Origin of the sequence: Hyphomonas sediminis (assembly GCF_019679475.1) — a bacterium.
GTDB classification, from domain to species: domain Bacteria; phylum Pseudomonadota; class Alphaproteobacteria; order Caulobacterales; family Hyphomonadaceae; genus Hyphomonas; species Hyphomonas sediminis.
Map to the genome: position 1 here is coordinate 275856 of NZ_JAIEZP010000001.1, position 17699 is coordinate 293554.

A 17699-nucleotide genomic window follows, 5' to 3' on the forward strand; every position below is an offset into this window, starting at 1 on the left:
CGAACTTCCGCAATTTCAGACCTGTCAGGCCGCCTCCATACCGCCGATACCTGCGAGTTCCTGCTTGATGCGCTCCGAGAGCTGACGAACCGTAAAGGGCTTCGGCAAGAAGGAGACCGCCCGGTCGTCCAGCTGCTGCGCAAGATCCCGTTCGGCATAGCCGGAAATGAAGATGACGCGGGCATGGCCCAGCAGGTCTTTTGCTTCACGGATGAGCGTCGGCCCATCCATGCCCGGCATCACCACGTCGGAGATCACCAGGTCGAAGGCGCCCGGCATGTCCTCGAGGATTTCCAGCGCTTCTTCGCCGTCACAAGCTTCTTCTACCTCATAGCCGCGCTGGCGCAGATGCGTTGCCGCGATAGAGCGCACACCGTCTTCGTCTTCCACGAGGAGTATCCGTCCACGGCCGGACATGTCCATCGGGCGGACGGCCACCTTGGTGTTCTCGGCAAGATCGGACGGCTCGGGAATTTCTTCGGCCGAGAGCGCCGGCAGATAGATATAGAAGGTCGTTCCCTTGCCGACAGAAGACACGGGGCAGACATACCCGCCCGACTGCTTGATGATGCCGTAGACGGTCGCCAGGCCCAGGCCTGTGCCCGATCCCTGGTCTTTCGTCGTGAAGAAGGGCTGGAAGATCTTGTCGAGCAGTTCGCGCGGCATACCCGTGCCGTTATCCTCGACCTCGATCAGCAGGTATTCGCCATCCTCGACATAGTTGAAGCCTTTTTCGTGGGCTTCCTTGCCAGTCGACCGCGCGGTGCGGATCGTCAGCTTGCCGCCATTGCGCTGCGCGATCATGGCGTCGCGCGCGTTGGTGGCGAGGTTGATGATCGCCGTTTCCAGCTGGTTCTTGTCGGCCTTGATCCAGGGAATGTCGCGGCCATGCTTCACGTCCAGCTCAATGCGCTCATCGAGTACCTGTCGCAACAGAATCGAGAATTCAGACAGGAAGTCCGTGCAGTTGAATATCTCTCGCTTGAAGGTCTGCGCGCGCGCATAGGCCAGCAGCATACGGACGAGTTCACGGGCCCGCGAGGAGAATTCGTGGATCGACTGCAGGTACTCATAGGACGGGTCACCCACGGGATGGCGCGTCATCAGCTCCTCATAGTTGAAGATGATGCCCTGCAGCACGTTGTTGAAGTCGTGCGCGACAACTCCGGCAAGCTGGCCAATGGAGCGCATCTTCTCGCCATGAGCCAGACGCTGTTCCAGCTGGCGCTGCTCGGTCATGTCTATGATATAGGCCACCGAAGGCCGCCCGGTGGAATTGAGCGTCACGAAGACATTCACATCCCGCGCTTCATCGCCTGCCGTCTTCAGCGCCACGGGTTTGTCGATCGCATCGACCAGAAGGCTCGCCAGCGCGCCCTCCCCCTCTTCGGAAACGAACAGCTCGGCAAAGCGCGTGCCCGGTGTTGCCCGGCCACCCGTCATTTCCATCAGTGCGCGGTTGGCGTCGAGGATCATGGCGCCGTCTACGCGGTCGCCATCAAGGCGAACTGCGCCGAAGGGCGCGTCGTCAAACATCGGGTCGCCATCCGGACGTGGAGGACGCGACGCGGCCTGAAGCGCAAAGCGCTCTTCGCCGCCATTGAGAACCTGCGGGCTGGCAAGGATCACCGTCCGTCCGGCGGCATCTGCCCCGCGGCCCGTCCAGCTGGTGATTGCCTGAACCGGAATTTCCACGCCGTCGCGCGCGCGCAGCTGGATGTCCGCCCGGCCCGGCGCGCCGGACTTGCGGTCCCGCGCCAGCATCTTCACGAACTCCGGACGCATGATGTCGTCGGTGCGAATGTTCTTCGCCGATTCCGGCAGGCCCAGCAGTTCGCGCAGCCAGTTGTTGGCATAGGTGATCGAGCCGTCCGGCTTGGTCGCCATGAAGCCCATTGGGGCATCTTCGACATAAAGCGATTTGAGATCGGCAGCGCCTGTTGCCTCCAGCTCGCCGGCAATCCGGCGGATACGCCACAACACCCGGCCACGCGGCAGGGGCGACACTGTGACCTCGAATTGTGCAGGCACCTGCTCTGGGCCCAGCGCCAGCGGCGGAAGGACCTCACGGCGTTTGGTTTCAGCCTTCGCCGATTTCGAAAGCCTGTAGACCGGCGCGGCAAGGCCCGGATTGGCGCCGAACAGACGGTCCAGCGTAACCGGCCCGGTCTCGCCCGAGCCGACGATCAACGCCAGGCGTGTCAGCTCGTCATAGGCCGCGTTGGCCGCAACGGGTGCGCCGCCCGGATCGGTGATGAGCACCGCTTCGTCCAGCGAGTCGATCCACGGGAAGCGCGGGGCGCCGGCATTGGCAATGCGCGCCGCAGCGCCCTTCTCCGGGAAGAGGCCGATGAAGCGGCCCGCGCCGCGCACCGTCCACAGCAGGAAGACGAGGCCGCCGGACGCCATGGTGATCAGCAGGATGGAGCCGGTTGCGCCCGACGCATTCGGCCAGGCGAGCGAAACGCTCGCGGCGGCGATCGACAGCAACAGGCAGCCCCAGAAACCAAGCTGCAGGAAATCGATACGCCGGCTCTCCCTGTCTCCCGCCTTGGCGAGATCGGTATCGTCGCCGGGCCCTGAGGCCCCGACTGTCAGCTCAAGCGTGTCTGCTTCTTTACTCATGGTCTACCGCCATTCCATTTGGCCGGTTCCCTTCCCGGTCCGGCCATGCCTTATGCGAGGCGGGCATCACGCAACCCGATGCCCGGCCCTCACCCAGAATGCTGTTTGTCGCATGGCAAAGGTTAACGAACCCGAAAAAGCCGTTAATAGACACGCAGCAATCTCCAACAGTTGAACAGGATTCGGCAAACCATGGTATCTCGTCCGCACGCGCTGCTCGCGGCCCTTGTTCTGGTCACCGCCTGCGGCACGCCCGCCCACCGGGACGAACGCGTAACTGAGTATTCCGCCGAGATTGTGGCCGCCGAATCCGAACGTCTGAACGACTGGTTCGAACAGAAGTTCGAAGAGTCGATTGCCCGCAACCCCATGCGCCTCACCGCTCTCGGCCGGCGCGAGCGCTATGGCGAATGGCCCGACGCCTCCCCGGAGTTCGGCGAGGAAACCCTCGCCCTCGAACGCGCCAATGTTCAGGAAATGCAGGAGAAATTCGACTTCGACAAACTGGACGATCAATCCAGGCTCTCCTGGCGCCTGGCGATTTATGAGCTGGAACGGTCCGAAGCGAACGCCCCGTTCCAGGATCACAGCTACACTTTCAACCAGATGTTCGGGGTCCAGTCCTCCATCCCCGCCTTCCTGATCAACCAGCATAAGGCCACCAGCGCGCCCGATCTCGACGCCTATATCTCGCGTCTTGAAGGCGTCGCCGCCTATCTCGGACAGCATGTTGCCAACGCCAGGGCAGCATCCGAAAAAGGGATTCAGCCACCTGCCTTCGTTTACGAATATGTCCTCTCCGATGCACGCGGCCTGATCACCGGCTTTCCCTTCTCCGGCGCCAGCGATGGCAGTGAGGACAGCCCCCTGATGGCGGACTTCCGCGGCAAGGTCGGCGCTCTGGTCACCAACGCGACGCTTACCCAAGAAGAGGGCGCTGCTTTCCTCGCGCGCGGAGAAGAGGCGCTGAAGTCCTATGTTGGCCCCGCCTATGAGGCAGCCATCGAGGAACTCGCCCACCAGCAGCTAACCGCGACCGCCGATGATGGCGCCTGGAAGCTGCCCAATGGCGCGGCCTATTACGAGACCCGCCTGAAGGCGATGACGACCACCAATCTGACGGCCGACGAAATCCACCAGATCGGCCTCGATGAAATCACCCGCATCCATGGCGAGATGCAGGCCATCATGGCTGAGGTCGGCTTCGAGGGAGACCTGCAGGACTTCTTCCAGTTCATGCGGACCGATCCGCGCTTCTACAAACCGGAAACCGCCGAAGGCCGCGAAGAGTATCTGGCCGAAGCCCGCGACGCCATCAGCCGGATGGAGGCTGATCTTCCAAACCTCTTCAACACCTTTCCCAAGGCCGGCATGATCGTTCAGGCGGTCGAGCCCTTCCGCGAAAAATCAGCCGGTAAGGCGTTCTACAACCGTCCTGCCCCGGACGGCAGCCGCCCCGGCATCTACTACGCCAACCTCTACCGGATGGCCGACATGCCGACCTACCAGATGGAAGCCCTCGCCTTCCATGAAGGCATCCCCGGCCACCACATGCAGATCGCCATCGCGCAGGAGCTGGAAAACGTGCCGAGCTTCCGCAAGTTCGGCGGGTATACGGCCTATTCCGAGGGTTGGGGCCTCTATACGGAGCTGCTGCCGAAGGAAATTGGCTACTACGCTGATCCGTATTCGGATTTCGGCCGCCTCGCGATGGAAATCTGGCGCGCAGCCCGCCTCGTGGTCGATACCGGCATCCATTCCAAAGGCTGGACGCGCGAACAGGCCGTCCAATACCTCATGGAGAACACCCCCAATCCCGAAGGGGACTGCCGCAAAGCCATCGACCGGTATATTGTGATGCCGGGCCAGGCAACGGCCTACAAGATTGGCATGCTGAAGATCGTGGAACTGCGTGAACGCGCCAAGGCCGAGCTGGGCGACAAGTTCGACATCCGCGATTTCCATGACGCAGTCCTGAAGGACGGCGCCGTGCCGCTGGCAATCCTTGAGGAGAATGTCGACGCATGGATCGAACGGACAAACGACGCCTGAGTTCACGTCGTGCAGGCTGGATTGCCAGCGTCGCGCTGGCGCTCGGCCTGCTGGCGGGCTGCTCTTCCCTCGCCGGCGCGCTGCTGAAGCCGAAGGTCGATACTGCTGCCGTCACGCTGGATGGGGGCGATTTCGTCCTCGATCCGCATCACGCCGCCCTCCTCTTCAAGATCGATCATCTCGGTTTTTCAAACTATGCCGGGCGTTTCGACAGGTTCGATGCCACCCTCTCAGGTGATCCGGCCAATCCAGCTGGCGCGCAGGTCGAGGCAACCATCGACATGACCTCGCTCGACATTGCCAATCCGGAGTTTGCTGCCGAACTTATGGGGCCAGCATGGTTTGACGCTGGAACCCACCCTCAGGCGATCTTCCGCTCTCGTACAATCCGGTTGGCATCGCCCACAGAAGCAGAAATCGACGGCGACCTGACGCTCAAGGGAATTACGCGCCCGATCACTCTGATCGCCCGCCTCAACGGCAGCGCCTATGATCCGCTGAGGGGCAGCGATGTCGTCGGCTTTTCGGTAACGGGTTCCCTCAGCCGGTCCGATTTCGGCGTCGACAAATTCTCCGGCCTGCTGACCGATACCGTGAATGTCGAAGTGGAAGCAGAGTTTATTCGGCGTAAGCCGGATTGAGCGCCCGCAGCGCTGGGCCCCTGCGCGACACGCGAACCGCCATACGATTGCCCTTGCGCCCGATTTCGCCCTCTGCCGCTACGCCGCCATCCAGCCCGCCCGAAAGCAGCTCGACCGGCTGATCCGCCGGCACGCCAAGCAGCAGGGTCGCGCCGGGGCGCAGGCTCGTCAGTTTCGACAAAGGCATCTCGACCCGCGCAACCCGCGCCGTCATCAGTACCGTCAGGGCTCCGGCCGCCGATGCCGGCTTCCCGGCAGGCGCCTGCCCTGGCGAAGCGAGCGGCAGCAATGCCTCCGTGAGGATCAGTTTCGCAGGCCACTCTGCCCCGCCTGCACGCACAGACAGCATAATCTCGTAAGCGGCGCCCGGCGCAGCGATCGACGCAGCAAACAGCGGATCGGTCTCAACTCCTGAGAAGCCGAGCCCGGTCCCGATAAAAGGCGCAAGCGGGCGCGTCAGCCCCTCGATCAGCGCCAGATCAATCGGGCTCAGGGCTTTGGGGGCGCCATTGGGAACGGGACCGCCGCAAGCTGTCTCGATCATGATCTGCGTCAGCCCGGCGCCAAGCACCAGCATCGCGGCAACATCACCGTCGGCGCCTGCACAGCAGACAATCGCCTGCCCCTGCTCTTCGCGGTCCGAGACAGCCTTGGCAAGGCTGGTCGGCGACACACGGCGCACCGTGAACGCCGCCGGCAGGCCGCAATGCTCCCGCATCGCCCGGGACAGGCGCGCGGCAATCCGGCGGGCGGTTTCCTCGCGGCCATCGGTAGGCACCGGCATAGTCAATTCGGGTGTCTGGCGCGGCTGCGGCTGCTTTTGCAGCGGCGCAACTTCAATCTCTTCCGGCTCGTCCATGTCCGAGAGATCCGGACGCAACAGCATTTCGATCTCAGCCTGAGTGAGAACGCTGCGCCCCGTCGGCATCGGTCCTTCAAGATCCATCGGTTCACGCATGGGCGGCTTGTCCGTCATGATGCGGCGGCGAAGCCGGGGGGATACGTCCCAGCCATCCTCTGCCGCGTCTGGCAGGGGGACTCTCTGCGCGGAGGAGGCTGCAGGTGGGCTCATCCCCCCAGAGTCGCCCGGAAAAGGTTAATGGCGCGTTAGTGAATTCCGCAGCGCGGCAAATATTAACAGAGGCCACCTGTGGGATTCATCCAAGTCTGCAGATTTTTACCTTCTGCTCAGGGCTTGGTAAGCGGTGATTCGGAACTCGCAGGCATGATGTCCCTGCAGCCCAAAGAAGCTCGCTCAAAGACCGCCAAAGGCGTGGGGAAAGATGACTGGAAAAAAGGCGGCACTCCGATCTGGAGAGCCGCCTTTTTACTGTTCCGGGCGATAAAAAACGCGAGCGGACTAGTCGTCGCGCAGAGTGCGTTCCTTGCGCTCGTGGCGCTCCTGCGCCTCAAGGCTTAGAGTGGCCGTCGGTCGCGCTTCAAGGCGACGCAAGCCGATCGGCTCGCCGGTAGCCTCGCAATAACCGTAGGAGCCATCTTCGATCCGGCGAAGTGCGGAGTCGATTTTGGAGATCAGCTTGCGCTGGCGGTCGCGGGTGCGAAGCTCAAGGGCTTTATCGCTTTCGGCAGAAGCACGATCGACGATGTCCGGCAAGGAACCGGATTCGTCCTGAAGGTTATGAATGGTCTGCTTGGCGCCGTCGAGAATGTCGGCCTTCCAGGCTTCCAGCAGGCGCCTGAAATAGGCGAGCTGCCGCTCATTCATGAACTCTTCGTCTTCCGAGGGGCGATAATCGTCTGAGAGATCGATACTCACGGCAGACTCCTTCACTCGTTTGCGTGCCATATAGAGCGGACCTCGATTCCCTGCAATCTCTGAGACTGCGGTAGTAAACCCAGCATTTTCAGACAATTAAGACAAAAAGATGCCAAAACACTGTCAGTGACAGAATCCTAGCCTCACAAAGGGCCTTGTGGACAGTGCAAGTTGCACACCACCCCTTGATCTTTGTCCCCCTGGCACGCTCTATGGGTGTCGTCCCCTCCCTGTCTGCCCAAACGGTAATATCGTCGGAATGGCCCGCCAACGGAAAGTACATTCCCGCAAAGCCGGTTGGATGCTGGCGGTGATGTTCAACTCCCTGCTGATCCTGTTGCCTGTTATTGGCGCGCGCGCTGTCGCGAACGCCTATGACCAGGATCTGACCTCCCGCGAGGGCGCCGCGGAGGCGCTCCAGCACGCGCATGAAAAGCTGCTTGAGGAACTCGCCACCTTTGGCCCCAGGGATGAAGACCGCAAACTGCCCTACTGGCAGGACCGCATCATCGCCGAACTCGACACGCGCGACATGGCCGCCGTGCGGGGGTATCTGCTGGCCTCGCCCCAGATGCTTGGCCGCGACCTCGGGGAACAGATCCGCGTCCGCGCCGACGCAGAAGTGAGCGGCACGCCGGATGAACGCCTGGTCCGCGCCGCGCTCCAGAAACTGCCTGAATCGGTTGCCAACCGGATCATGGAGACCGAACGCTTCAATCCTCCAGGCATCGGTGCCGCCGAGGAGGAAGATCTCTCCCCTGCTCTGGATGAGGGCGCGGCGCCGACAGCCCCCAACGTCGAAAACCCTGCCGTGGGTGAGACCGCCGCTGTCGCCGCCGTGGAAGAGGCGCCTGAAGAACCCGTCGTCCTCCAGGCCAACGTTCGCAGCGAGGATGACCGTCGGTTTCAGATGCTCGGCAGCTATGCCGACCTTTCAAACATGTCCCTGCGCTGGCTGCAGGGCGACCGTTCCGACGAACTCGTCGTCAAGCTGACGGGCCTGGGCCTCGTCCAGCAAGATCATAGCGACGGCCTGTCGGATGCCGCCGCTCTGTCGGTGTCTATTCTGAAGTCCGCCCGTCGCTCCCAGCGCCTGACACCAAGCTTCTCGGATTATCTCACCGAGCGCGTGAACGCTGCGCTCCCCGACGCTGCTCTGGCCCCGGCGCTTGAAGACGCTTTCAGTGAGCTGGCAACCACGGAAGTGAGGGCCGACCGCGTCCGAGACGCCTATTCTACCTCGATTGACCGGGCGGGTCTGGCTGCCCTCGAAAGCGATCTCAACCAGATCCAGCGCCTCGCTGCCCAGACCAGCCCCGGCGGCGCGCTCACTGTCCTCTCGATCATCGAAGATGGCGCAGACCTTCAGCGCGCCCGTTTGCTTGCAGAGGCGGGCGGCGAACGGCTGATTGTCCTTGTGCGCGAACGCGGACTGGAATCGCTGAAGCTGGCTGACGCTGGCATAAGCTGGAACCGCAACACAGTGCTGGAAATCATGAGCCTGACGGCTGCTGGCATGCTGCTGTTCTGGGTCACGCTGTCGACTGTGCGTCTCTATATCCGGCTGCCCAAGCGCCGGGCCGAGCCTCAGGGCGCCTGACAGAGCAACGGCTCTGCCCAGAAAACTCAACCGAGATTGAAGGCGCCGCGAATACCGTCGATGATCAGCTGCGCCGACAGCGCCGCCAGGATCACGCCGAGGATGCGCGTCAGGGCGCCCGCAACGCTTGCGCCGATCAGGCGCACGATCGGTGCCGCTGCCAGGAAGATCAGCAGCGTGATGATGAGATTGAGCCCGATGGCCGCCAGCACAACGCCTTGATGCGCAATGCTTTCGGCTTCGGTCATGTAAAACATCGCCGTTGCGATTGAGCCGGGACCGGCGATCATTGGGATGCCCATCGGAAACACAGAGATATCATCCGGCTCCGGATCGTCGCGATGCTCTTCCAGCACTTCTTCGGCGCGGTGCTCGCGCCGCTCGGTTCGCTTCTCGAACACCATGTCGAGCGCGATGAGGAACAGGAGCACGCCGCCGGCGGCCCGGAAGGCGTCTATGGAAATGTGCATCGCGTCCAGCAGCCAGGCGCCCCCGAATGCGAACATGACCATGATGAGCGTCGCCACGAACACCGATTTGTAAGCCATCCGCCGGCGATAGGCAGGCGAACCCTTGGCCGTCAGCGTCGCAAAGATCGGCGCGACCCCCGGTGCGTCGATCAGCACGAAGAAGGTCACGAAGGTGGCAGTAAAAAGGGAAATCAGTTCAGGCGTCATGGCGCGCTGCCGCTAGGCCTTGCGAGTGGCCGCGTCAAGGATCTCCCGCACCGAAGGAGCCACCTGCACATCGCCCGGCACGGGCTTGAGCCGCGACAGGTCAGCACCGCCAGACGCAAGCGCCAGCAACATCTTGTGGCCCCGCAGGCGTTGCAACAGGCCCTCATTGCCGCGCGGGCTGTCAGCGCGGGCAATCCGGCCATTGCCGAGATCGACCGCGAGGCCCTCGCCTGCCCCGGCCTCCAGCTTGCGGATCGCGTCTTCAAGACTGGTCAGCGCCTCTGCCTTGAGAGCGCGCACCGGCATCTGGTGTCCATCGGCCATCATGAGGCCTCCGTTCCTGGCTGCGGCATCATCTTCCGGCACCGGCTGAGCGCCTTGTAGAGATCCCCGGCCACGACATCGGCGGAAATCTGTAGAACGTCTTCCCGCACTTCCGGCATCTCTGCCAGCAGGCCGGCCAGCGCTTCGGCAGTCTGGGTGTAGAGCGGCCCATCCACTTCCCCGAGCAGGTACATCTGCATCACGGCAAAATAGGCCCGGTCAATCGGGGTCGAAACAGCCGCCGCCGGAAGGATATCCTTCTCACGCAGGATACGCGCCTGGGTTTCAAGCAGCAGTACGCCGCGCCGGTCGCCATTGCGCACGACCGCCCCGTTCACAACGAAGGTTTCGCCAGGCTTGAGAGAGAGTTTGAGCGGCATACGTCCGGCCCCCATGGTGCGGATTGTCGCAAATTCACACAAAGGCGTTAACGGTTGCTTTCCGAATTTTTACGGGAGGTTGGGGGCCATGCGCCCCTCGTCCCATGGGGCATTTGGATCATAAGGTCTAGGCCGGTTCTTCGAGCCAACCGGACCGGCCAGCCTGCCTGCAACCGGCGCGACGCTTTTCGTGAAGCTTGAGCCTCTGTGGCGGCGCGCATGGCCATTCCTGTTTACCACGGCTTTGCCTTTCCCCTAAGGAAATTCGATTCTGCACCGCAGCACTTTCCTTGAGGTCAGCGCTTGCCCGCGCCCCCGTCGGCTTTATGCTGCCCACCAGCAAAACAAGATGAAGGGATCAAGGCGGATGCGGTTCGAGGGCACCAAGGATTATGTTGCAACAGATGACCTGCGCGTGGCCGTCAATGCTGCCATCACGCTGGAACGTCCCCTTCTGGTCAAAGGCGAGCCGGGCACCGGCAAGACCGTCCTGGCCATCGAAGTTGCCAAGGCGCTCGGCGCCGAGCTGATCGAATGGCACATCAAATCCACCACCAAGGCCAATCAGGGCCTTTACGAATATGACGCGGTTTCCCGCCTGCGCGACGGCCAGATGGGCGAAGAGCGCGCCAAGGACGTGAAGAACTACATCAAGAAGGGCAAGCTCTGGGAGGCGTTCACCGCCGGCAAGCGCCCCGTCCTGCTGATCGACGAGATCGACAAGGCCGACATCGAATTCCCGAACGACCTCCTGCAGGAACTCGATCGCATGGAGTTCTTCGTCTACGAGACGGGCGAGACCGTGAAGGCCATCCAGCGCCCGATCGTCATCATCACCTCCAACAACGAGAAGGAACTGCCCGACGCGTTCCTGCGCCGCTGCTTCTTCCACTTCATCAAATTCCCGGACGAGCCGACGATGCGCTCGATCATCGATGTCCACTATCCCGGCATCAAGAAGAAGCTCGTCGGCGACGCGCTCTCCACCTTCTACGCCATGCGCGAGCTGCCGGGCGTGAAGAAGAAGCCGTCCACATCAGAGCTGCTCGACTGGCTGAAACTCCTCATGAATGAGGACATCGACCTGGAAACGATGCGCGAGAAAAACCCCGAGGCCCTGGCCCCGCCGCTGCACGGCGCCCTGCTGAAGAACGAGCAGGACGTGGCCCTCTTCGAACGCCTCGCCTTCCTCTCCCGCCGTCAGGACGGTGGTGGCACAGGTGGCGGCGGCCGCCGCGGCCCGGCGGGATAATCCGTCAACGAACCAGAAACAAAAAAACCGGGCCAACGCCCGGCTTTTTTATGAGCCTCAGCCCAGCGCCGAGTCGTGCGCATTCACAACGCGTGAGAGGTTCACGTCTTCCCGGCTCTTCAGGAAGTCGGCCATCTTGGACTTGTCCTTGCGCTCGTCCCACCAGGTTTTCCAGGCCAGGAAAATCCAGCCGACATGGAACAGGCAGCCACAGCTGATGGCGACCCAGCCAGGGATCGGCCCGATATGCGCGCGCCGGAACAGCTGCTCCCAGGAGGTCACATCCACCGGGTGGATGGCAATCTTGGCGAAATAGGCCGCCCCGAGGATCGCAAACATCCAGCCATAATTGCGCCTGAGCCTTCGGCCCACGCACCGGATCATCGAAATCCTGTATTGCGGCTTTTCATAATCGTCCGACAACGCCGTACCCCGGTCGATGCGAATGCGCGTGCCCTCCCCGCGCAGGATCGGCACCATGAAGGCAATCTCCAGCACCCGCGCGCGGAACCGCCAAACATAGAAAAACCGGTAGCGCCGCGCTTCCAGCATCAGGAAGACGACGCACAGCGCGCCGACCAGAACGATCGGAAACGGCGAAGCCCGCTCATTCGCAAACGAGACGGACAGGCCGATCCCGGTGGAAATCACCGCCCAGTTCGTCGTCTGATCAAGACGCTGGCGCCAAACGGTCGAGCGGTAGACTTCAGCCCGGTAAAGGTGCGACAGCGCCGTCACCTCGGATGGTCCGCAAAGCCCTTCGGCAGGTGCCGGCATATGGTCGGCGTCGGTTTCGTCCATCGTGTCCATGCCCAGACCCTATGACTCAGGAATGTGACGGGGGAAAGACCTTGCGGCCCGGCAATCCCGTTTAGCGTTTGCAATACCCGAGCTTGAGCACCGGACCATACCCTTCCAGCGCCTGCCGCACGAAGCTGGTGTCGCTGCTGCCATCGCCAAGGCGCACGCGCGCGGCAAGGTTCCCGGCGCCGCCATTGATGCGCGCCGCCCAGAGTTGATAGCGGATCGCGTCGGGCGCCGCCGTCAGGCGCCGCGCGCGGGCAAATCCTTCCGCGTTGCAGTCCTTCATCATCCGCTCGGCCAGCACATGGCCAAAGTCTGCCCGCTCGAACATATCCGGATTAAATCCGCCAATCCCCCGGGGCGAGGCCGTCGGGCTGCCCGCCAATAGGAACATGAGCTCCGTCAGGTCGGCCCGCGCGGCCGCGTCCGGCGCCAGGTCGAGCGCGGCGGCCATGATCTCCGGCCGGCCGATATTCAGCGGCTGGGCCCCGTCGCGGGCGCGCGCAACAAATCCCTGCCAGCCATAGTCGCGCACGGCCTGCTGTGCGGTCTGGGCAGCGTAATCGGTGCCGGCAATCCTCGGCTGCGCATTGCCAAGCCGTGCCTGCCAGGCCGATTTGGAGGCCGCGTCCGGCAGATAGGCCGCCGCAGCGGCAAAATCAGGCTTCAGCCGGGCGCGCTTGGCCTCTGGCAGGCGGCTGGCGGCGGCCCAGATCGCGTCCAGCATGCAGGCCTGCTCGCCCGGCCCGGAACAATCGTCCCGGACCGGCGCACCAAACGGCGCCGTCGCCGGCGGCGGCCCGGCCAGGGCCGGCATCGCCGGTAGAACCAACAGAACTGAGAGTATAGCCGCCCGTATCATGGCCCCTCCCTAGCCCGGCCCGCCTGAACCGGAAATGACCACGCTTTTCCCAGCGTCAGCTTGGACATCGCCCCATATGATGTTTATCTTGAAGGGCGAGAAACAGAGAGGCCCGGCCGATGTTCCTGAATTTCTTCAACGAGCTGCGCGCGGCAAAAGTCCCGGTGACGCTGAAGGAATACCTCCTGTTGATGGAGGCGATGGACAAGCAGGTCATCGATATGGAGGTGGAGGAGTTCTACTACCTCTCGCGCGCCGCCCTGGTGAAGGATGAGCGCAATATCGACAAGTTCGACCGCGTCTTCTCCCATGTCTTCAAGGGCCTCGACACGCTGGCCGACGCCGTCAACGTGCAGGACCTGCCCGAGGAATGGCTCAAGAAGATGAGCGAGAAATTCCTCACGCCGGAAGAGATGGCCGAAATCGAAGCCATGGGCGGCTTCGAAAAGCTGATGGAAACCCTCAAGCAGCGCCTCGAAGAACAGAAGAAGCGCCATGAGGGCGGCAACAAGATGATCGGCACGGGCGGCACCTCGCCCTTCGGCGCCAATGGCTATAATCCCGAAGGCGTCCGCATCGGCCAGGACAAGTCGCGCCACCGCCGCGCCGTGAAGGTGTGGGACAAGCGCGAGTTCAAGAATTACGACGACAAGATCGAGCTAGGCACCCGCAACATCAAGGTCGCCATGAAGCGCCTGCGCAAATGGGCCCGCAAGGGCGCTGCCGACGAGCTCGACCTTGACGGCACCATCCGCAACACGGCCCGCAAGGGCTATCTCGACATCGAAATGCGCCCGGAAAAGCGCAACACGATTTCCGTGCTCCTTCTGCTCGATGTTGGCGGCTCGATGGACCCGCATGTCCGCGTGATGGAGGAGCTGTTCTCCGCCGCCCGCGCTGAGATCAAGAACCTCGAATACTACTACTTCCACAACTGCCCCTATGAGGGCTTGTGGAAGGACAACCGCCGCCGGATGAATAATCGCATTCCCACATGGGACGTACTGAACAAATATCCGTCCGACTACAAAGTGATCGTCGTGGGCGACGCCACAATGAGCCCGTATGAGATCACCTATACCGGCGGCTCGGTCGAACATTGGAACGAAGAAGCCGGCGGCATCTGGATCCAGCGCTTTGTCGAACGCTTCCCCAACCTTGTCTGGCTCAACCCCACCAAGGAAGGCGCCTGGGAATATACCGGCTCCATCAAGCTCGTCCGTGAGCTGATCGGCCCGCACCGAATGTTCGAGCTGACCCTCGGCGGCCTGGATGAAGCGATGAAGGAACTCAGCCGCTAGGCATCCGCCTCCTCCCCGGAACCTGCACACAAAGCCTGCCGCGCTTCCTGCGCTCAGGCGGTAATGTTCAGGAGGGGATAATGATCCGCTATTTCAAGATCGTTCTGATCGTACTGGTCGGGCTTCAGGGCCTGTTCTACTTCATCTCCAACGCCGTGAACTGGGAATATGCCCAGATGGCTGTCGGGGCCGTCTTCGGCCAGGCTGACAGTCCGGCCTATCCGAACCCGATCGTGCCAGCGATCACCTCCCCTGTCCTGATCCAGCTTGCCCTTGCGGGCATCATGACCGGCGAATTGCTGGTCGGCCTGCTATGCTTCAAGGGCGCTCATGACATGTGGAAGCAGGTTGGCAATGAGGCCATGGCGTTCAACGCGGCCAAGACATGGGCCATCGCCGGTTGCTGCACCGCCCTGATTGTCTGGTTCGGCATTTTCCAGGTCTTTGGCGCAGGGCTCTTCCAGATGTGGCAGAGCCAGGTGGGGGCCGGCTCGTTCGAAGGGGCGTTCATGTATCACGCTGCGAGCGCAATCATCCTGATCTTCGTCAATCAGGCCGATATCTAGGCGCCCTCGCCCCGTTCCCGCCAGAACCGCGCTTGTGCTTTGTTCTGCGGCTCCTAAGCTGCGCAAAAAATACATGGAGGAACGGCATGGCACGCATCAGGGCAAACGGCATCGAAATCGAGTATGAGGAGATCGGGGCGAAGAACGATCCCCTGATGCTCCTGGTCATGGGTTTTTCCGGCCAGATGACCGGCTGGCCAGACAGTTTCAAGCGGGGCCTGGCCGATGCGGGCCGGCGCGTCGTGGTGTTCGACAATCGGGACATAGGCCTCTCGACAGAGTTTACCGGCAAGACCGCCCCCTCCCCGCGCGACATCGTGAAGGGCATCACTGCGGGCGAGCCCATGCACGAGAAAGTGCCCTACGTTCTGAACGACATGGCCGCCGATGCCGCCGCCTTGATCGGCGAACTCGGCGCCGACAAGGCCGACATTCTCGGCGTCTCGATGGGCGGCATGATCGTGCAGCTGATGGCGCTTAATCATCCAGGCCGCGTGCGCAGCCTCATCCCCGTCATGACGACCTCGGGCGATCCGTCTGTGCCGATGTCGACCCCGGAGGCGGGCGCAGCACTAACGGCAGTGCCGGAGAACCGCACGCCGGAGGCGATTGCCGAACTCGCGGTCCAGGGGCGTGCCGTCTACGGATCGCATCCGGACGTGCGCGGATCTGACGATGACATACGGGCCGCCTCCATGGCTGCGACGCGCCGGTCGGACCGGCCCGAAGGGGTCGCCCGGCAATATGCCGCCATCCTCGCCCAACCGCGCTGGCACGACCGTCTCGCCACGGTGGCGCATCCGACACTGGTGCTGCATGGGGCGGCCGACACGCTGATCCTGCCGGCAGCCGGCGCAGACATCGCCCGACGCATTCCCGGCGCAGAGTTCGAACTCATCGAGAAGTGGGGGCACGACCTACCCGAGGCGATGATGCCGGCGCTGCTGAACCGGATCGTGCCCTTCCTCGGCCGCAACGTCGCAACCGCCTGACCTCCCCTAGCAGGACAATGACATGAGCCCTCCCGAGAACACCATCCGGACAAAGACGGATGGAAACATCCTCATTGTCACAATCGACCGCACGCAGGCCCGCAACGCCGTCGATGGCGCGACCGCCACGGCCCTCTATGAGGCCTTCAAGGCGTTCGACGCGGATGACACCCTGTCCGTTGCCATCCTCACCGGGGCGGATGGTAATTTCTGCGCGGGCGCAGACCTGAAAGCCGTCGCCATTGGCAAGGGAAACCCGTCGCACACCGAAGGGGATCTTGGTCCGATGGGCCCCTCCCGCCTCCAGCTTTCCAAACCCGTCATTGCCGCCGTCGATGGCTATGCCGTCGCTGGCGGCCTTGAGCTCGCAATCTGGTGCGACCTGCGGGTCGCCTCGCCCTCAGCGAAATTCGGTGTCTTCTGCCGGCGCTTCGGCGTGCCCCTGATCGATGGCGGCACGGTCCGCCTGCCCCGCCTCATCGGCGCCTCCCGCGCGATGGACCTGATCCTGACGGGCCGCGAGGTATCCGCCGAAGAAGCTCACACCATCGGCCTTGTCAATTATCTGACATCGGATGAAACCGCACTTCCCTACGCCCTCAAGATCGCCCGGGACATCGCCGCCTTCCCGCAGCTCTGCATGAAGGCAGACCGCGCCTCTGCGCTCTCCCAGTGGAGCCTCAGCGAGGAAGACGCCATCCGCGCCGAATTTGCCGGCGGGCTGAACGTGCTCAAGGCCGGCAGCGCAAAGGAGGGCGCCAGCCGCTTCTCCAAAGGCGAAGGCCGTCACGGAAAGTTCTGAGCGTCAGTCGGGAGGCGGATACTCGCTGCAGAACTCCGGATTGCTCTCCCCGTCCCCAAACCCGCAGCTTTCTGCGCCCGCCGCCACGTAAAAGCGTTTCTAGGCGGTCGCCTTGTAGATCCGCCACAGCGCAAACACGCCGATCGCCACCCACAGGATGTTGATCGCGACCGACGGAATGGCGCCGTGATAGCCGCTGTTGAGAATAAACCCCGCCGCCCCGATCACATTGGCCCACTGATAGGCCGGCGAATTGCCCTGCAGCCGCCCCATGGACAGCAGGATGTAAGCGCCAAGGATCAGCGCTGCCCCGGCCCAGCCAGCCACTTCGATGAAAAGTTCCGTGATCGTCATGGCGCGCCCGCTAGCCGGTCGCAGCACGCTTGGCAATCAGACTTTACCGTGCCGCGCTTCCCATTCCTCACGGGTGATCTCCCAGACGAGGCTCGCCCGCGTCGTCCCGTCATTGCGCTGGCTCACCACCTCGCCCATCCGCCGGAAACCAAGCCCGTCGAGCAGGCGCTGGGTGGGGATATTGTCGAGCGCCGCTGTCTCACAGATGAGGTGCAGCCCCAGCTCTCGGAACATCCAGGCAAAGCTCGCCGCAGCGCCGGCTCCGCCGCGCCCCTCGCCGTGCAGCGATGGGTGCAGCGCCCCGCCAAGTTCGCCCGCGCCCCATTCCGGCCAGAGCTGGATGTCGGAATAGCCCATGATCCGGCCATCCTCCCCCTCGCGTACGAACAACAGCCCGATGCCCACCTCCCGCTCGACGATATGCGTCTCCAGGAACATGTCGCAGGCCAGCTCCGTCAGCGGCTGGGGCAGCGTGTAGATCGGTGCATGTACCGCAGGGTCGGAGACGAGCTTGAAGAAGCCCGGCGCGTCCCCTTCTCGCGCAAGGCGCGAGTCGCCCATCGCAGTTGCCAGCCGCACAGCGCAGCGGATTGCTTCAGCCGCTTCGGGCGACACAGGATTTTGCGTGATCGGAATTTCGCCAGCCATCCCGCCAAACTCGCAGCTTTCCCGCCGCCCCGCCAGTCCCCG

18 protein-coding genes are annotated in these 17699 nt (G+C 62.9%); 8 read left to right on the forward strand and 10 right to left on the reverse strand.

Annotation, left to right across the window (positions count from 1 at the left end):
- Nucleotides 1–24: 24 nt before the first annotated feature.
- Entirely contained in the window at nucleotides 25–2625 is a 2601-nt protein-coding gene (locus K1X12_RS01315) for a response regulator (protein WP_220985840.1), read from the reverse strand.
- 192 nt (nucleotides 2626–2817) lie between these two features.
- On the opposite strand from K1X12_RS01315, the gene K1X12_RS01320 reads away from it, so the two are divergent.
- Together K1X12_RS01320 and K1X12_RS01325 are read left to right on the forward strand one after the other, a co-directional pair.
- Complete coding sequence (locus tag K1X12_RS01320) at nucleotides 2818–4677, forward strand: DUF885 domain-containing protein (RefSeq protein ID WP_220985841.1); 1860 nt, start codon at nucleotides 2818–2820, stop codon at nucleotides 4675–4677.
- Nucleotides 4650–5318, forward strand: a complete 669-nt coding sequence (locus K1X12_RS01325) for a YceI family protein (RefSeq protein WP_220985842.1) — start codon at nucleotides 4650–4652, stop codon at nucleotides 5316–5318. Before K1X12_RS01320 ends, K1X12_RS01325 begins: the two co-directional genes overlap by 28 nt.
- On the opposite strand, the gene K1X12_RS01330 is transcribed toward K1X12_RS01325, so the two are convergent.
- Both K1X12_RS01330 and dksA read right to left on the reverse strand, forming a co-directional pair.
- Nucleotides 5296–6390 carry a FliM/FliN family flagellar motor C-terminal domain-containing protein gene (locus tag K1X12_RS01330; RefSeq protein ID WP_220985843.1) on the reverse strand — a complete coding sequence of 365 codons (1095 nt, stop codon included), beginning with the start codon at nucleotides 6388–6390 and terminating at the stop codon, nucleotides 5296–5298. The genes K1X12_RS01325 and K1X12_RS01330 overlap by 23 nt on opposite strands.
- Before the next feature lie 288 nt (nucleotides 6391–6678).
- Entirely contained in the window at nucleotides 6679–7125 is a 447-nt protein-coding gene (gene dksA / locus K1X12_RS01335; RefSeq protein ID WP_220985844.1) for an RNA polymerase-binding protein DksA, read from the reverse strand.
- Nucleotides 7126–7354: 229 nt separating this feature from the next.
- Here dksA and K1X12_RS01340 point away from each other — a divergent pair, with 229 nt between their 5' ends.
- The gene (locus K1X12_RS01340; RefSeq protein ID WP_220985845.1) at nucleotides 7355–8695 is read left to right on the forward strand and encodes a hypothetical protein; all 1341 of its coding nucleotides are present in this window, start codon (nucleotides 7355–7357) and stop codon (nucleotides 8693–8695) included.
- 26 nt (nucleotides 8696–8721) lie between these two features.
- Here the strand turns inward: K1X12_RS01340 and K1X12_RS01345 are convergent, their stop codons facing one another.
- From K1X12_RS01345 to K1X12_RS01355, 3 genes are read right to left on the reverse strand one after another with little or no spacing between them, the layout of a single operon-like run.
- Entirely contained in the window at nucleotides 8722–9372 is a 651-nt protein-coding gene (locus K1X12_RS01345) for a MarC family protein (RefSeq protein ID WP_220985846.1), read from the reverse strand.
- 12 nt (nucleotides 9373–9384) lie between these two features.
- Nucleotides 9385–9696, reverse strand: coding sequence for a hypothetical protein (locus K1X12_RS01350; RefSeq protein ID WP_220985847.1), 312 nt, complete (start codon nucleotides 9694–9696; stop codon nucleotides 9385–9387).
- Nucleotides 9696–10076, reverse strand: a complete 381-nt coding sequence (locus K1X12_RS01355; RefSeq protein ID WP_220985848.1) for a flagellar biosynthesis repressor FlbT — start codon at nucleotides 10074–10076, stop codon at nucleotides 9696–9698. Before K1X12_RS01355 ends, K1X12_RS01350 begins: the two co-directional genes overlap by 1 nt.
- A gap of 367 nt (nucleotides 10077–10443) precedes the next feature.
- Here K1X12_RS01355 and K1X12_RS01360 point away from each other — a divergent pair, with 367 nt between their 5' ends.
- Nucleotides 10444–11328, forward strand: coding sequence for an AAA family ATPase (locus tag K1X12_RS01360; protein ID WP_220988762.1), 885 nt, complete (start codon nucleotides 10444–10446; stop codon nucleotides 11326–11328).
- A gap of 57 nt (nucleotides 11329–11385) precedes the next feature.
- Here K1X12_RS01360 and K1X12_RS01365 read toward each other — a convergent pair whose 3' ends face one another.
- Together K1X12_RS01365 and K1X12_RS01370 are read right to left on the reverse strand one after the other, a co-directional pair.
- On the reverse strand, nucleotides 11386–12138 hold the full coding sequence (locus tag K1X12_RS01365) for a DUF2270 domain-containing protein (RefSeq protein ID WP_220985849.1): 753 nt from the start codon (nucleotides 12136–12138) through the stop codon (nucleotides 11386–11388).
- A gap of 61 nt (nucleotides 12139–12199) precedes the next feature.
- Nucleotides 12200–12994 (reverse strand): hypothetical protein, encoded by a 795-nt coding sequence (locus K1X12_RS01370; protein ID WP_220985850.1) that lies wholly within the window; start codon nucleotides 12992–12994, stop codon nucleotides 12200–12202.
- A gap of 119 nt (nucleotides 12995–13113) precedes the next feature.
- Here K1X12_RS01370 and K1X12_RS01375 point away from each other — a divergent pair, with 119 nt between their 5' ends.
- The 4 genes from K1X12_RS01375 (at nucleotide 13114) to K1X12_RS01390 (ending at nucleotide 16655) form a co-directional block, all read left to right on the forward strand.
- Nucleotides 13114–14295: a vWA domain-containing protein gene (locus K1X12_RS01375; protein WP_220985851.1), complete on the forward strand. Its 1182-nt coding sequence runs from the start codon at nucleotides 13114–13116 to the stop codon at nucleotides 14293–14295.
- Between the two features lie 80 nt (nucleotides 14296–14375).
- The gene (locus tag K1X12_RS01380) at nucleotides 14376–14861 is read left to right on the forward strand and encodes a DUF2165 family protein (RefSeq protein WP_220985852.1); all 486 of its coding nucleotides are present in this window, start codon (nucleotides 14376–14378) and stop codon (nucleotides 14859–14861) included.
- 86 nt (nucleotides 14862–14947) lie between these two features.
- Nucleotides 14948–15853 (forward strand): alpha/beta fold hydrolase, encoded by a 906-nt coding sequence (locus K1X12_RS01385; protein ID WP_220985853.1) that lies wholly within the window; start codon nucleotides 14948–14950, stop codon nucleotides 15851–15853.
- Between the two features lie 22 nt (nucleotides 15854–15875).
- The gene (locus tag K1X12_RS01390; protein ID WP_220985854.1) at nucleotides 15876–16655 is read left to right on the forward strand and encodes a crotonase/enoyl-CoA hydratase family protein; all 780 of its coding nucleotides are present in this window, start codon (nucleotides 15876–15878) and stop codon (nucleotides 16653–16655) included.
- A gap of 99 nt (nucleotides 16656–16754) precedes the next feature.
- On the opposite strand, the gene K1X12_RS01395 is transcribed toward K1X12_RS01390, so the two are convergent.
- Nucleotides 16755–17009: a CBU_0592 family membrane protein gene (locus tag K1X12_RS01395; RefSeq protein ID WP_220985855.1), complete on the reverse strand. Its 255-nt coding sequence runs from the start codon at nucleotides 17007–17009 to the stop codon at nucleotides 16755–16757.
- A 36-nt stretch (nucleotides 17010–17045) separates the two neighbouring features.
- Entirely contained in the window at nucleotides 17046–17657 is a 612-nt protein-coding gene (locus K1X12_RS01400) for a GNAT family N-acetyltransferase (RefSeq protein WP_220985856.1), read from the reverse strand.
- Nucleotides 17658–17699: the final 42 nt, after the last annotated feature.

What these genes read in the sequence shown, in the direction of transcription:
- K1X12_RS01315 (WP_220985840.1), bottom strand. Translation starts at nt 2,625, where the DNA reads ATGAGTAAAGAAGCAGACACGCTTGAGCTGACAGTCGGGGCCTCAGGG.
- K1X12_RS01320 (WP_220985841.1), top strand. Translation starts at nt 2,818, where the DNA reads ATGGTATCTCGTCCGCACGCGCTGCTCGCGGCCCTTGTTCTGGTCACC.
- K1X12_RS01325 (WP_220985842.1), top strand. Translation starts at nt 4,650, where the DNA reads ATGGATCGAACGGACAAACGACGCCTGAGTTCACGTCGTGCAGGCTGG.
- K1X12_RS01330 (WP_220985843.1), bottom strand. Translation starts at nt 6,390, where the DNA reads ATGAGCCCACCTGCAGCCTCCTCCGCGCAGAGAGTCCCCCTGCCAGAC.
- dksA (WP_220985844.1), bottom strand. Translation starts at nt 7,125, where the DNA reads ATGGCACGCAAACGAGTGAAGGAGTCTGCCGTGAGTATCGATCTCTCA.
- K1X12_RS01340 (WP_220985845.1), top strand. Translation starts at nt 7,355, where the DNA reads ATGGCCCGCCAACGGAAAGTACATTCCCGCAAAGCCGGTTGGATGCTG.
- K1X12_RS01345 (WP_220985846.1), bottom strand. Translation starts at nt 9,372, where the DNA reads ATGACGCCTGAACTGATTTCCCTTTTTACTGCCACCTTCGTGACCTTC.
- K1X12_RS01350 (WP_220985847.1), bottom strand. Translation starts at nt 9,696, where the DNA reads ATGGCCGATGGACACCAGATGCCGGTGCGCGCTCTCAAGGCAGAGGCG.
- K1X12_RS01355 (WP_220985848.1), bottom strand. Translation starts at nt 10,076, where the DNA reads ATGCCGCTCAAACTCTCTCTCAAGCCTGGCGAAACCTTCGTTGTGAAC.
- K1X12_RS01360 (WP_220988762.1), top strand. Translation starts at nt 10,444, where the DNA reads ATGCGGTTCGAGGGCACCAAGGATTATGTTGCAACAGATGACCTGCGC.
- K1X12_RS01365 (WP_220985849.1), bottom strand. Translation starts at nt 12,138, where the DNA reads ATGGACACGATGGACGAAACCGACGCCGACCATATGCCGGCACCTGCC.
- K1X12_RS01370 (WP_220985850.1), bottom strand. Translation starts at nt 12,994, where the DNA reads ATGATACGGGCGGCTATACTCTCAGTTCTGTTGGTTCTACCGGCGATG.
- K1X12_RS01375 (WP_220985851.1), top strand. Translation starts at nt 13,114, where the DNA reads ATGTTCCTGAATTTCTTCAACGAGCTGCGCGCGGCAAAAGTCCCGGTG.
- K1X12_RS01380 (WP_220985852.1), top strand. Translation starts at nt 14,376, where the DNA reads ATGATCCGCTATTTCAAGATCGTTCTGATCGTACTGGTCGGGCTTCAG.
- K1X12_RS01385 (WP_220985853.1), top strand. Translation starts at nt 14,948, where the DNA reads ATGGCACGCATCAGGGCAAACGGCATCGAAATCGAGTATGAGGAGATC.
- K1X12_RS01390 (WP_220985854.1), top strand. Translation starts at nt 15,876, where the DNA reads ATGAGCCCTCCCGAGAACACCATCCGGACAAAGACGGATGGAAACATC.
- K1X12_RS01395 (WP_220985855.1), bottom strand. Translation starts at nt 17,009, where the DNA reads ATGACGATCACGGAACTTTTCATCGAAGTGGCTGGCTGGGCCGGGGCA.
- K1X12_RS01400 (WP_220985856.1), bottom strand. Translation starts at nt 17,657, where the DNA reads ATGGCTGGCGAAATTCCGATCACGCAAAATCCTGTGTCGCCCGAAGCG.